Here is a 12,447-nt window from a genome sequence, read left to right as displayed (position 1 = left end):
CAAAGGAAGCCTGAATGCTCGAGTTGCAACCCGTGGTGGTAAGGGACGTCCGGATCCCTTTCATTTCGATGGTCATCCTGATGGTCAAGTGGGCGCTCGCGGCGATTCCCGCGTTGTTCCTGCTGATCCTCGTCGGGACCGCTGCGTCCGGATTGGTCGCCGGTCTGTTCCTGCGGATGCTACCGACGGGTACGGGGATCGTTTCGCCGCTGCCCCGGCGCAGCGTCGTCGATCAGGCGTCGTGCGAGCGCGACTGCAAAGATTCGGGCGGCGCAGCGGACTGCTATGCGGCGTGCGAACGCCTGTACGGCCACACGCCGTAAGACGCCGTGCCCGTGAAGGCACGGCATCCGCCAGGATCGAAATGGCGAAACAGCGCGGCGAGCGCGCAGGTCTTTACGCCGACGCGCTCGGCCTCTTCTGAAAATCCGCGTGCCAGCGCGCCAGGTTCTCGAGCTTCGGATCGAGCTCGACGCCCGCGAAGCCTGCGAATCCGCAGGCTGCGATCAGCGTGCAGTCGGCGATCGTCGGCCGCGAGCCCGCCACGAACGGCTGCGACCCGATGCGCGCGTCGACGACCGCCAGCACCTGCGCAAGCCTTCCGCGCGCGTTCTCGGCTGCATCGGCCGACTGCTTGATGCGCCCCGCAAAGAACGGGCTGGTGTTCTGGAAGATCGTTCCGATCGACGCCATCACGCCGAGCTCGCAGATGCGCTCCGCCTCGCGCGTGCGTGCGCGCTCGACGGGATTGGTGCCGATCATCGGCGGATCCGGGTGCAGCTCTTCGAGATATTCCATGATCGAGAGCGATTCGCTCAGATACGAGCCGTCGTCGAGCTCGAGAACCGGAAGACCCATCATCGGGTTCTTCTTCGCAAACTCGGGCTGGCGGTTCTCTCCGCTCATGAGGTCGACGACCTGGTGCGGAATGGAGATGCCTTTCTCGGCGCAGAACACGCGCAGCTTCCTCGGATTCGGGGCGCCGACGGCGTCGGTGTAGATTTTCATCGGAGATCTCCTCCAGTCGGATTTCGCGGACGTTCCTGCGCCCGGAGCGCAACAGGTCCGGCCACCTAAGACCTCGCACGTCGGACCGATGCAACCGGTGCATTTCGCTACGCTCCTTGACTCTAAGGAAACTCGAACGTAGCAGCCGCGGTGACGGCACGCGCGCAAAGAGGTGGCCGGCTGAGCGAGCCGGCGGAGACAAATCGACATGTGGGTTCAAACCACCGACTTCACGCACGAACAGCTCCAGAAGTTCCGCACGTTGCAGCGCCAGGTCTATGCGACGCTGGTCGAGGTCGCCGATGGCCTGCGCGCCGGCATCACCGAGAAGGAAGCCACGCGGGCTCTGCGCCGCGCGTTCAAGCGTCAGGGCGTCGAGAGCTACTTCCACGTGCCGGTCGCATTGTTCGGCGAGCGCAGCACGTACCCGGGCGATTTCGGCGAGCTCGGCGCGCTTCCGACCGACCGCGTGCTTGCGGACGAGGACGCAGTGATCGTGGACGCGGCGCCGATCTTCGACGGCTACATGATCGACTGTTCCTATGCGGTACCGCGCCCCGCTGCGGACCCTGCGACGTTCGGCGAGGCCGATCGCCTGCTCGAAGCTTGCCGCAAGCACATTCTCGAGCGTGCCACCGGGCGCGCGAACATGCGCGGCGTTGCGCGCGAGATCGACGCGATGATCACGTCGGCCGGATTCGAGAACTGCCACAAGAAGCACATCGGCCGCGTGCTCGCGCACCGCATCACGCGAAGCGCGGGCGGCTGGCTCGGCTCGCAGCGGATCTGGGGCCTTGCGCCGCTGCCGGTCAGTTACTTCTTTGCCTACGGCTTCGTTGCGGCCAATCTCGCGGCGGATTTCACTCCGAACTGGAACAACACGCGCCAGTCGGATTGCCCGCTGCAGCCGGGTCTCTGGGCGGTCGAGCCGCACGTCGCGCGTGGTGCGACCGGTTCGAAGTTCGAAGAGATCCTCGTCGTGACCGAAGAGACCGCCTACTATCTCGACGACAGCCTGCCGCATCATCAGCGGTGGGCGGCCGCGTCCGCGCGTTAGCGGAACTGACGCACGAATCCGCGATCGATCCTGTCCTTGAGACGCCACGCCATCCGTCCGGACACCGCAAGGCCCCACTTCGTCGCAATCGCGCGATCGTCTCCGAGATTCAGCAGCGACAGGAAACTGCGCTGCGGCACGTATTCTTCGAGCGCCGCACCGGCGATCGCCGCACGCAGATTCTTCTCGAGCAGCGGCGCTTCGCGCACCGCGTGCACGCCGGCTTTCGGAACCCACTCGGCTCCGTCGATCGTCGCGCAATCGCCGGCGGCAAACAGCGCTCGCGTTCCCGCAACCGCAAGCGTCGGTGCAACGCTCACGAAGCCATGGCTGTCGTGCGGAAGCGGAGATGCGGCGATCAGCGCGGGAGCGGCCGGCCCGGTCGCCCACACCACGAGATCCGCCTCCACGCGCCGGCCGAAGAGCAGCGCTCCGTCGCCGTCGACTCGCTCGACGTCTGCCGACCGATCGATTGTGATTCCCCGTTTCGACGCCTCGCGCATGACGAGCCGCTGCGCTCGCGAGCCGTAACCGGGAAGCAGCCCGTCTTTTCCGCAGACGAGCGTGATCGCGGCGGAGATGCGCTGCGCTGCGAGCCGCGCCCTCATGACGAACGATACTTCCACACCGGCAGCGCCTCCTCCGACCACGGCGATGCGGAGCCGCGCTTTGCCGAGACCATCGATGCGCCGCTGCACGCGCTCGTCGAAGTCGTCGATCGGCCGGGTCGCGATCGCGTGCTCACGAACGCCGGGAGTATCGAGCCCGCGCACGGCCGAACCGACATCGAGGCTTGCGACGTCGTAGGCAAGCTCGGCCCCAGTCGAAAGCTGGATGACGCGCCGTTCGGGATCGACGCGCTGGGCTGTTTCGATGATGACGGCGGCTCGCGCGCGGCCGGCGAGTGGTCGCACCGCGATGCGGGCATCCTCGATGCGGTAATTTCCGGCAATCACGCCCGGAACCATGCCGGAGTACGTCGAATCCTCGCGTGCGGTGACGATCGTGACGTCGGCGTCCACCGGCGTATCGATCCAGCGCCGAAGCACCAGGACGTGCGTGTGGCCCGCGCCGACCAGGACAAGGCGCTGCCTCATGCCGGCGTCATTCGCATGGGAATCCGGAAATCGGCGGACAGTCCCTTTACGGCGCGGTCCGAACCGGGGTAGATTCCGCGGCCGCCGGCGGTCCGTGCTTCGTCACGCGCGCCGCGAGGACGAGAACGGAAAGGGGATGGGGGAAAAGTGAGCCGGCTTCCCGAGCGCCACCGGCGCGAAGAAATCATCAACTGTGTGACCCACGGCGCGGGGCTCCTCGCGAGCATCGCCGGTGCGATCGCGCTCGTCGGCATGGCCTGGGCCAGCCAGAATCCGCTGCAGGTTCCGAGTGTCGTCATCTACTGCGCCTCGCTGATCCTCGTCTACCTGTCCTCGACGCTCTATCACGCCGCGTCGCATCCGCCGACCAAGAGCCGGCTCCAGGTCTTCGACCACTGCGCGATCTATGTGCTCATTGCGGGCACGTACACTCCGCTCGTGCTGCTGACCCTTGTCGGCAGCACCAGATGGATCATGTTCTCGGTGGTCTGGACGATGGCCATCGCCGGGGTCGTCTTCAAATACTTCTTCACCGGCCGGATGAAGTACCTGTCGATGGCGACCTACATGACGATGAGCTTCGTGGCGATCTTCGCTGCGAGGCCGCTATTGGCCTCGCTGCCGCCGACGACGACCACGCTCGTGCTCGCCGGAGGTGCTTCCTACGTACTCGGGGCCTGCGTGTTCCTGTCGCACCGCCCGTACGCGCATTCGGTCTGGCACCTGTTCGTGATGGGCGGCAGCACCTGCCACTTCTTCGCGATCGTGGCACGCATCGGGATGCCCTGACGTTCCTGGCAGGGAACGCCGGGATTGGCGGCGACAGGCGCCGCCCCGAAAATCCGACTAGTTGGTAGCCATCTCGAGGTCTTCTTCGTCCTCGCTGGCGTTGTCGTAGTGCAGGGCCAGCCAGACGGTCTCCTCTTCAGGAGTCGTCCAGTCGACCCGATGCCGGCAGTGCGCCGGAATCTTCAGCGCGTCGCCGGGCTTGAGCTCGACCACTTCGTCGCCGGTCTGGAAGCGAAGACGCGCCGAGCCCGAGAGCAGCACGACCCACTCGTCGCGGGGCTGGTCCATCCACATTCCTGCCGGCGTGGAGTGTCCGCACGACACGACGCGCTCGAACAGGAAATGGTCGGTCGCCGCAAAAGTCTCGAGCACTTCGGTTTCCGGTTTGGATTCGAAGGGGCGAAGAATGTTCGTAACGGGATGCACCATGCGGCGGCCTCCGCGAAACCTTTGCCAAGTATGCCGCTCATGCGCAAGACCCCTCGCCCCCGCTGTTGAGCGGCTTCTTGGCATCAATCGCAACCGTGCGCTGAACGCCAGTCGCACGTGAAGCCGCCGCGGCAATCGTCCGATCAGCTGTTCGAGAGGAAATCGCTGACAACCCGGGCGACTTCGCCCTCGCGGCCCGCGAAGAAATGATCTGCGCCCGTAAGAATGATCGTTTTCGCTCGATCGTCGCCAGCGGCGAACTGCGAGAGCTTGTGCACGGGGCAGTACGAGTCGCGGTCGCCGGCCACGAGCAGCATCGGCGCTGCAATGGACGCCGTCAGCTCGAAACCCGGCATCGCAATCGGGGGAGATACGGCGGCGACGGCGCATATGCGATCGTCGGTTGCGGCCAGGTTCATCGCGACAAAGCCGCCGAACGAATAGCCGGCAACCGCGATGCGCGAAAGGCCGGTCGCTGCGGCGAGCGCATCGACCGCGGCGCGCGCATCGTCGATCTCGGGAATGCCGCCGCCATGGACGCCGCCGCTCGCGCCGGCGCCGCGAAAATCGAAACGCAGCGTCGAGACGCCGGCGCCGGCAAGCGCTTGCGAGATCGCTACGACGACCGAGCTCTCCATGTCTCCGCCATAAAGAGGATGCGGATGGCAGACGACGCACCCGAGTGCGGCGTTCGGCACCGAGGCAAGCCGTCCGGCGAGATCGATCGCACCACTGCGAAAGCGGATCGAGGTTTCGGCAGTCATCGCCATACGTGCCCCGACGGCTCGCCGGCCGGAGCCTGCAAGTCGCGGATGCGGGCGCCGACGGCGTCGCCGGACAGGGCGTCTTTCGCTGCTGCGTCGTCGAGGCGGGCGACGGGACACATCGGGACGCACAGGCCGCAGTGGATGTCGCTCTCGATCATGCGAGCCGGGTACACTATTGCTGAGATTATCGATAGCGCCGAAAAGCTCTCTACGCAGGCGACCCGATGATCCCGTGCACGCACCGGCCGCCGTGTCCCGGCTGTCCTCGCTACGGCGAGCGCGGGATCGCCGACAGCGCGCTTGCGATCCTTCGCGAGATCGCTGCCGGATCCGGCGCCGCGCTCGATGCGGTCGTCGAAGGAGCGCCGACCGCGTTCCGGGTTCGGGCACGCCTTGCCGTCCGCGGCCGCGCGTCGTCTCCGAAGCTCGGTATCTTCCAGGAAGGATCTCACCGCATCGCCGACATCCCGTCGTGTACAATCCATCATCCGGCGATCAACGACGCGGCACGCGCGATTCGCGCGGCTATTCGCGCCAGCGGCGCGGCTCCGTATGCGGACCGGCCTCATGTCGGCCTTCTGCGGTACGTGCAGATCGTCGTCGAGCGAAGCTCGGGCATGCTCCAGATCGTTCTGGTCGCCAACGATCGCGACGAACAATCGATGCGGCCGATGGCCGGCCAGCTCATCGCAGCGATCGGCCCCCGGATTCAAGGTCTGTGGTGGAACGGGAACGCTGAGCGTACCAACGCGATTTTCGGTGCGGAATGGCGACTGCTGCACGGCAGCGAAGCCGTGCGCGAGACGATCGGCGGCACGGTCGTGTTCTTCCCGGCCGGCGCGTTCGGCCAGAGCAACCTCGACGTCGCCGACCGGATGGTTGCCGACGTGCATTCGCGCGTGCCTGCCGATCGTGTGGTGGCCGAGCTCTACTGCGGCGTCGGTGCGATCGGGCTCGGGCTGGTCGCACGTTCGCGCGAAGTGCGGTTCAACGAGGTCAGCCCGCACGGGTTGCGCGGGCTCGAGCTCGGCCTCGATGCGCTTGGCCGGGACCTGCGAAGAAAAACCAAGGTTGTCGCCGGCGAAGCGGGTGCGGCCATCGGTGTGCTGGCCGGAGCATCGACGGTGATCGTCGATCCGCCGCGCAAGGGGCTCGATGCGGCTCTCGTCGCGCAGCTTCGGGCGAAGCCGCCGCAGCAGCTGCTTTACGTGAGCTGCGATCCGGAGTCTCTGCGCCGCGACGTTGGCGAGCTCGTCAGCGCCGGAAGCCTTCGGCTGCGGCGGCTGACGCCGTACGCGCTGTTCCCGTACACCGAGCACGTCGAGACCATCGCCGAGCTCGAATCCTGACGATCAGGTCATCGTGTCGTGCACGACCTCGCCGCCGAGGACCGTACGCAGGACTTTCGTCGCGGCCAGGTCTTCGGTGGGGCACGTGAGCGTATCGCGGTCGACGACGATGAGATCGGCGTGATTGCCGGGTGCGAGCGACCCGACGCCTTCCCAGCCGAGTGCGCTTGCCGCGTCGCATGTCCACATCCGCAACGCGTCTTCGCGGCCGATCTTCTGCGCCGGTCCGTCGTTGCGCCGGCCGCTGCCCCAGAACTCGTGCGTCTCGGCGAGCGCGATGTGCTCGAAGATGTTCTTCGGTCCCCAGTCGCTTCCGCCCGCGACCGTAAGACCCGCATCGAGAAGCCGCCGCAGCGGAATCAGGTCTTTCCAGACATGCGAGCCGATGCGTTTCTCGAACAGGTCTCCCTTCGCGCACGAGAACGACATGCTGGTCGTGACCACGAAGCCGAGCCCGGCGTAGCGGCGCGCATGATCCTCGGTGCACAGGTAGTTGTGCTGCAGTATCCAGCGGCGGTGCCGGATCGGCACGCGCGCGGCGAGCTCTTCGGCGTTGGCGAGAAAGTCGTCGTGGTCCGCGTAGCCGGCGCCGATGAAGTTGAGCCGTACGTCGTGCGCGGCGCAGAACTCGAGCGCAACACGCTCGCGCGCCGGCGCAACGAACTCACGGCCGCGCGTCAGCTCGCCGTAGGGGCCGATGTACGGCTCTCGCATGCGCAGGAAGCCGGGGTTCAGCGGTCCGCCGCGCGACAGCGTGACGCCGTTGTGGCGCAGCAGATCGTCGGACGTCGACGTCATGTCGCGTGACAGCGTCAGGTTGTCGACGAACTCTTCGTCGCTGATCGGCTTCTGCCACGGCATCGAGTACTGCTCGGCTTCGAGCGACGTCAGCACGCGCATGCGAAGCTGATTCATCTGGCGCAGCGCCTGGAACAGGCCGATCTCCGCCGGACCCATCACGTGGCCTTCGTAGATCGTGGTCACGCCGAGGCGGTGGTAGCTCGCGACGCCGTCGAGCGTCGCTGGAATCGCGATCGACGGGTCGAGCGGCGGCACGCGCATCAGCAGCTCGTCCATGTATGCGTCGCCGGTGTAGTAGATGTTGACCGGCCCGCTCAGCCGTCCGGTCGGATCACCGTTCCTGTCTTTTTCGATCCAGACGTTGCTCTGACGGCTGTCGGTCGCGCGGTCGATGCCGAGCGCACGAAGCGCCGCCGAATTGAACACGCAGATGTTCGGCGTCGTCGGGCCCCACGCCTGCAGCCAGACCGGATGGTCCGGCGCTGCGCGATCGAGCACGTGCCGGTCGGGAAGCACGTGCTCGGCGAGATCGCGCCACGAGCGGCGGATGAAGTAGTGCGGCTCGCCGACGGGCGTCGCCATGATCCACTCGCCGGCCGGCGTCGTGGCGGCGCGTGCGGAGATCCGCTGGACGATGTCGTCGTGCGACGTCGCATCCCACAGGCGCACGAGCGGGTATTCGAGCAGGCTGAAGTGGAAGAGGTGCGGGTGCGTGTCGACGAAGCCCGGAAGCACCGTCGCGCCGTCGAGGTCGATCGTCGTTGCGCCCGAGCCGGCGAGCGCGCGCATGTCGGCGTCGCTTCCGGTCGCGATGATTCGGCCATCCTTTATGACGAGCGCCGTCGTGTCGCCGGCGCCCGGCGCGGATGCATCGCTGCTGCGGGCACCATCCATCGGACGCACGCGCCCGCCCCTGTACAACTGCGTTCCGCTCACGAGATCCTCCAGGGAATCCGGCCCGTCGTGTGTTCGTCGAAAAGCTGACAGTAATGATTTCGCAGGTTTACGAAATTGTACCTGTCCCCATTTTCGGCGCGCGGAAGCCTCCGACGACTTCGGACATCTGTTTTGCGAAATCGATGGTCGTGCGGTCTTCGAGGTACGGGCCGACGATCTGCATGCCGACCGGCATGCCGTCGGCCGCGATGCCGACCGGTGCAGCGGTGGCCGGAAGCAGCGCGCACGTGGCCGGTGCGATCCAGCCGAGCAGGTCGAAATACGGTCTCTTCTTTCCCGCGACGGTGATCGTGCGCAGCGACTGCGGGTCGCTGTGGTCGTGCGCGATCGCCGTGACCGGCGTGACCGGCGTCAGCAGGACGTCGTAGCGCGTGAAGAAATCGGCGAATGCGGCGCGGATCCGTTCGCGCGCTTCGTTGGCGCCGAGCCACGTGCGATGCGAGTCGGTACCGTAGCGCGCCATCAGCGTCGCGGCGTCTTGGGCATCGGCCGGAGCCGAAGCGGCGATGGCTTCCATCATTGCGTACTGCTCGGATGAAAATCCGGCCACCATCACGGGCGCGAGCAGCCGGAAGTATGTGTCATAGACGTCCGCGAGCCGGATTGCCGGCCGCGCATCTTCATCGACGACCACTCCGGCCGAACGCAGCGCTCGCGCCGCGTCCGCGAGCACGCTCTGCACGGCGGGATCGACCGGGAAGGCGTCGTCGTCGGTCCACAGCGCGGCGCGATATTCGGCAAGCCTTCGGCGGCGCGGCGCGGGCAGGTCGAGCTTCCACGCGGTCGCACGATCGGTGGATGCTCCGCCCTGTATGCCGAGCAGCAGATCGAGATCATCGGCGCTTCGCGCCATCGGACCGACCACGGCGAGATCGATCTCCGCGAGCGTGCCCGGCGGGCCAGGAATATGTCCGCGTCCCGGAATGATCCCGTGCGTCGGCTTGTGCCCGTAGACGCCGCACCAGTTGCACGGCGTGCGGATCGAGCCGCCGATGTCGCTGCCGATCTCGAACGACGTGAATCCGGCGGCCAGCGCGGCGGCGCTTCCGCCCGAGGAGCCGCCGGGAACACGTTCGACGTTCCACGGATTGTTGGTCGTGCCGAACAGCGGGTTGTACGACTGGAAGTCGGCGGCGAGCGTCGGCAGGTTGGTCTTGCCGAATACGATCGCGCCGGCCCGAACCGTGCGATCGACGATCACCGCATCGCTTTCGGGAACATGCTTTGCGAACTGGGAGAATCCGGACGTCGTCAGGATGCCGGCGGTCTCGAACGAATCCTTGACCGTGATCGGCAGCCCGTGGAGCGGACCCCAGCTCTCGCCGCGCACGAGGGCGTCGTCGGCTTCGCGCGCACGCTTGCGTGCACGATCGAGATCGAGCGTGACGACGGCGTTCAGGTTGCGGTCGTGCGTGGCGATGCGGGCAGCATAGGCGTCGAGTAGCTCGAGCGATCCGATCTCGCGGCGGCGGATCGCTTCGGCGAGCTGGCCGGCCGAGGCAGTGGTGATGTCGATCATCGCGCGTTCTTAGCGGCAGGTTGACGGTGCCGCAATGGAACGCTCGTTCCGGAGGGAACGGGTGAGCGCCGGGTCGCTACCAGCGGGCGCGCTTTCCGCGCGTATCGATGTGCACGAACGGACCGTGCGACGGGGTCGGACTGTAGATCGCGAGTCCGCCGGCGAACTCCCCCGGCAGCTTCGGGTCGAGCGTGTCCTCGACCAGCTGGTAGAGAATGCGCGCGTCCTCTTTGGTGCTCGCGCCGTCGTGATCGAGGTCGTCCATCTTTCCGTCGCCGTCACGGTCGAGGAACACGTCAGCGGCGTCGCCGTAGGTGTGACGGCTGTAGGTCGTCTCGTTGCCGATGCCGGCGTTGTAGGCAGGCGTCCGGTATCCGCTCATCACGTGGAGGGTTTCGGCAGGAAGGCCGCGGTCGGCGAGCGCTTCCATCAGGTTTTCGAGCTTGACCAGAAGCGCGGTCTGGAGCGCAACGTATTTGGGAAACTGATCGCTGCCTTTGCAGAGGAACTGGCCGAGCCGGAAATGCGGCGACAGCCTGGTGTCGATGTTCTGCGCGGTGACTTCGACGAATCCGACCGGACGGTTGTACGCGGGGTTGCCGTCTTTGGCCTCGGCCTTGTACTCGCCGATCTTGTAACTGCCCACGCTGCCGTTGCCGTCGTACGGCGTCAGCACGAACACCTCGACGACAGCGGTCTTGCTTCCGTCGGCGTTGCGCACGCGGATCTGCTGGCTGCCGCTCTGCGCGGGCGCGGTCCATTTCCACGTCGCAGCTCCGGTTGCTGCGAGCGTACCGGTCGCAGCTTCGGCCGAGAATGCTCCCGCTCCACCGGACGCCGAAAGCTCGAGCGTCTGGTTCGGCATCACGAACGCCGACATCGTCGTCCACGACGTGTCGATTCCATTGATGCGGATCGAGAACGGAACGTGTCCGGCATCGAACGTCGGATTGAGATGCAGCTTTTCACGGCTCGCAATGACGTCGGGCTTGTTGCCCGCATCGCTAGCGACGGAAGGGGCGGGTTGGACAGACTCCGCCGTAGTCGCAGAGCTTCCCGTGGCCGATGACGGCAGTGGAAGGCAGACCCCGACCAGCAGAGCGGCTGCTCCGGTAACACCAACTAAGTTTTTCAGCATAGAAGGCCGGCAAAGTAGCACAGCAGGAGGGTCAATGCGCTGGACTTTCCGGCGCGCGCGCAAAAACAGGCTCTCCCTTAGTCGAGGGAGAAACGATTTCCGGCGACGACAACCGCGCCGTCGTCGTCGATCTCGAGGCCGCGTGCACGCGCCGCGTCGCGAATCGCCGGTGCATCGCGCGTGGACAGCGCAACAGTGCGAATTCCTTCACCGCGGCCGTCGGCGGCTTCGCAGAACGAAATCCAGTTGCCGTCGTCGAGCGCGAGAACGTTCGCTGTACGCGCCGCGTCGAGCTCGAAGATCTGTGCCCATCGCGCACGCAGCCGCTCCGGATCGTCGCTCTGGATTTCGACGCCGCGGATGCCTGTGACGCGCGTCGTCGAGATGTGATCGCGCCAGTCCGGGCCCGCCCAGCGCCAGCTTTCCCACGGGCGCGCCTCGTCAACGGAAACGATCGCGCCGCCGGTGTCGCGCGGATGCAGATGCACGGTCGCGATGTCGTCGAACGCGATCTCCCATGCGACGCGCACGTGCTCGTCGGCGAAGTGGCGCCGGCGGCGCTCGAGGTCGCGCGTCTGGAAGATCACCATGTAGCCGCCGTCGCCTGCATCGGGCCCGGCCATGCCGGGGCGGCGGCGGCGCTCGAGATAACGGCCGGCCGATGTGTCCTCCGCGACGGGAGAAACCACTTCGAGGAACTGCTCGCCGACCGGCATCACACCATTGTGAAGGCCGAAGACGCCGACGCCCGGATCGTGAAACCCGACCTTCAGCGCGAAGACGTCGGTGAGGTCGCCGAGCGCACGATCGAGATCGGCCGCGACCAGCGCAATCTGTCGGATTCGCATTTCATCCTCCGCGGAAGCTGTCCCCGTTGTCTGCGCGCGCGTTGGCCGACGCGACGCGTAGATGGACCTGTTCGCTTTTTATCGGGGGCATGGGTCCCTGTTTCTGGCTTTTTGATCAAACGGGCACTGTTCAGATTGCTGGCGCGTCATCGTCAGCGACTTCAGCCTGAGTGACTCTTCGTCGCATATACGACGCCGGACGATCCTATGGCTTGGTTAGCGTCAAGCGTTGATTCATGCGGCTGGACACCGGCTCGTGTCGATGTCGCTACCGGCGATGGACTTGTTGTTGCGATGCGCAGCACGGCCAGCGCGGTCGTGGTGCACGAGCATTCCGCGGGGAATGTGATGCACGTTACGTCCGATGCGTCAGCGCTCAGAGTGATCGGTGTCTTGAGCACGTGCTCGAGATGGGCGATGGCGACGGGTCCGAAAGGTTTTGTCGGATCATACGCGCGCGGCGTCGGGCTCGGATACGTGCGGCGGCGGGCTTGGATACGCGGCCGGCGGGTTTGAAAAGTTCGTCGAAAAACACGCGCCGAGTTGGACGTGGGTCACGGCCGGCTATGCCACTTTTGTTATTGAAGCGTCGTCACGATGTCGATTTCGCTTGACGCGATATTTCGCCGCTTGAGGTCGCCTATAGCGAAGCGAAACGGAGCGCTCTGCTTTTTTCGCGACTCCGCCC

Annotated in this window: 13 protein-coding genes; 4 read left to right on the top strand and 9 right to left on the bottom strand. The window is 66.0% G+C overall.

What is annotated here, in order from left to right:
* Positions 1-14 precede the first annotated feature (14 nt).
* Complete coding sequence (locus VN634_14905) at positions 15-323, top strand: hypothetical protein (GenBank protein HXC52174.1); 309 nt, start codon at positions 15-17, stop codon at positions 321-323.
* 73 nt (positions 324-396) lie between these two features.
* On the opposite strand, the gene VN634_14900 is transcribed toward VN634_14905, so the two are convergent.
* Complete coding sequence (locus VN634_14900) at positions 397-1,008, bottom strand: glutathione S-transferase family protein (protein HXC52173.1); 612 nt, start codon at positions 1,006-1,008, stop codon at positions 397-399.
* Positions 1,009-1,216: 208 nt separating this feature from the next.
* Here VN634_14900 and VN634_14895 point away from each other — a divergent pair, with 208 nt between their 5' ends.
* A complete protein-coding gene (locus tag VN634_14895; GenBank protein ID HXC52172.1) occupies positions 1,217-2,065 on the top strand; it encodes a M24 family metallopeptidase in 849 nt (282 codons plus the stop codon).
* Here the strand turns inward: VN634_14895 and VN634_14890 are convergent.
* Entirely contained in the window at positions 2,062-3,162 is a 1,101-nt protein-coding gene (locus VN634_14890) for an FAD-dependent oxidoreductase (protein HXC52171.1), read from the bottom strand. The two genes, VN634_14895 and VN634_14890, sit on opposite strands and share 4 nt — an antisense overlap.
* 147 nt (positions 3,163-3,309) lie before the next feature.
* On the opposite strand from VN634_14890, the gene VN634_14885 reads away from it, so the two are divergent.
* Complete coding sequence (locus VN634_14885; protein HXC52170.1) at positions 3,310-3,951, top strand: hemolysin III family protein; 642 nt, start codon at positions 3,310-3,312, stop codon at positions 3,949-3,951.
* A 57-nt stretch (positions 3,952-4,008) separates the two neighbouring features.
* On the opposite strand, the gene VN634_14880 is transcribed toward VN634_14885, so the two are convergent.
* The 3 genes from VN634_14880 to VN634_14870 form a co-directional block, all read right to left on the bottom strand.
* Positions 4,009-4,380: a cupin domain-containing protein gene (locus VN634_14880; protein ID HXC52169.1), complete on the bottom strand. Its 372-nt coding sequence runs from the start codon at positions 4,378-4,380 to the stop codon at positions 4,009-4,011.
* 143 nt (positions 4,381-4,523) lie between these two features.
* Positions 4,524-5,144 (bottom strand): alpha/beta fold hydrolase, encoded by a 621-nt coding sequence (locus VN634_14875; GenBank protein ID HXC52168.1) that lies wholly within the window; start codon positions 5,142-5,144, stop codon positions 4,524-4,526.
* On the bottom strand, positions 5,141-5,305 hold the full coding sequence (locus VN634_14870; GenBank protein ID HXC52167.1) for a hypothetical protein: 165 nt from the start codon (positions 5,303-5,305) through the stop codon (positions 5,141-5,143). The genes VN634_14875 and VN634_14870 overlap by 4 nt, the downstream gene beginning before the upstream one ends.
* A 66-nt stretch (positions 5,306-5,371) precedes the next feature.
* Here VN634_14870 and VN634_14865 point away from each other — a divergent pair, with 66 nt between their 5' ends.
* Positions 5,372-6,496 carry a hypothetical protein gene (locus tag VN634_14865; protein HXC52166.1) on the top strand — a complete coding sequence of 375 codons (1,125 nt, stop codon included), beginning with the start codon at positions 5,372-5,374 and terminating at the stop codon, positions 6,494-6,496.
* A gap of 3 nt (positions 6,497-6,499) precedes the next feature.
* On the opposite strand, the gene VN634_14860 is transcribed toward VN634_14865, so the two are convergent.
* The 4 genes from VN634_14860 to VN634_14845 form a co-directional block, all read right to left on the bottom strand.
* Complete coding sequence (locus VN634_14860) at positions 6,500-8,233, bottom strand: amidohydrolase family protein (protein ID HXC52165.1); 1,734 nt, start codon at positions 8,231-8,233, stop codon at positions 6,500-6,502.
* Between the two features lie 67 nt (positions 8,234-8,300).
* On the bottom strand, positions 8,301-9,773 hold the full coding sequence (locus VN634_14855; protein ID HXC52164.1) for an amidase: 1,473 nt from the start codon (positions 9,771-9,773) through the stop codon (positions 8,301-8,303).
* A gap of 76 nt (positions 9,774-9,849) precedes the next feature.
* Positions 9,850-10,911, bottom strand: a complete 1,062-nt coding sequence (locus VN634_14850) for a hypothetical protein (protein HXC52163.1) — start codon at positions 10,909-10,911, stop codon at positions 9,850-9,852.
* A 77-nt stretch (positions 10,912-10,988) separates the two neighbouring features.
* The gene (locus VN634_14845) at positions 10,989-11,759 is read right to left on the bottom strand and encodes a VOC family protein (GenBank protein ID HXC52162.1); all 771 of its coding nucleotides are present in this window, start codon (positions 11,757-11,759) and stop codon (positions 10,989-10,991) included.
* Positions 11,760-12,447 lie beyond the last annotated feature (688 nt).

The organism is Candidatus Limnocylindrales bacterium (assembly GCA_035571835.1).
Classification (GTDB): domain Bacteria; phylum Desulfobacterota; class Binatia; order UBA1149; family CAITLU01; genus DATNBU01.
This window is presented reverse-complemented; position numbering and strand designations above follow the sequence as displayed.

Bases quoted from the DNA above. Each gene is read 5' to 3' on its own strand.
- VN634_14880 (HXC52169.1), bottom strand. From the start codon at position 4,380: ATGGTGCATCCCGTTACGAACATTCTTCGCCCCTTCGAATCCAAACCG.
- VN634_14855 (HXC52164.1), bottom strand. From the start codon at position 9,773: ATGATCGACATCACCACTGCCTCGGCCGGCCAGCTCGCCGAAGCGATC.
- VN634_14875 (HXC52168.1), bottom strand. From the start codon at position 5,144: ATGACTGCCGAAACCTCGATCCGCTTTCGCAGTGGTGCGATCGATCTC.
- VN634_14895 (HXC52172.1), top strand. From the start codon at position 1,217: ATGTGGGTTCAAACCACCGACTTCACGCACGAACAGCTCCAGAAGTTC.
- VN634_14865 (HXC52166.1), top strand. From the start codon at position 5,372: ATGATCCCGTGCACGCACCGGCCGCCGTGTCCCGGCTGTCCTCGCTAC.
- VN634_14900 (HXC52173.1), bottom strand. From the start codon at position 1,008: ATGAAAATCTACACCGACGCCGTCGGCGCCCCGAATCCGAGGAAGCTG.
- VN634_14845 (HXC52162.1), bottom strand. From the start codon at position 11,759: ATGCGAATCCGACAGATTGCGCTGGTCGCGGCCGATCTCGATCGTGCG.
- VN634_14905 (HXC52174.1), top strand. From the start codon at position 15: ATGCTCGAGTTGCAACCCGTGGTGGTAAGGGACGTCCGGATCCCTTTC.
- VN634_14890 (HXC52171.1), bottom strand. From the start codon at position 3,162: ATGAGGCAGCGCCTTGTCCTGGTCGGCGCGGGCCACACGCACGTCCTG.
- VN634_14870 (HXC52167.1), bottom strand. From the start codon at position 5,305: ATGATCGAGAGCGACATCCACTGCGGCCTGTGCGTCCCGATGTGTCCC.
- VN634_14850 (HXC52163.1), bottom strand. From the start codon at position 10,911: ATGCTGAAAAACTTAGTTGGTGTTACCGGAGCAGCCGCTCTGCTGGTC.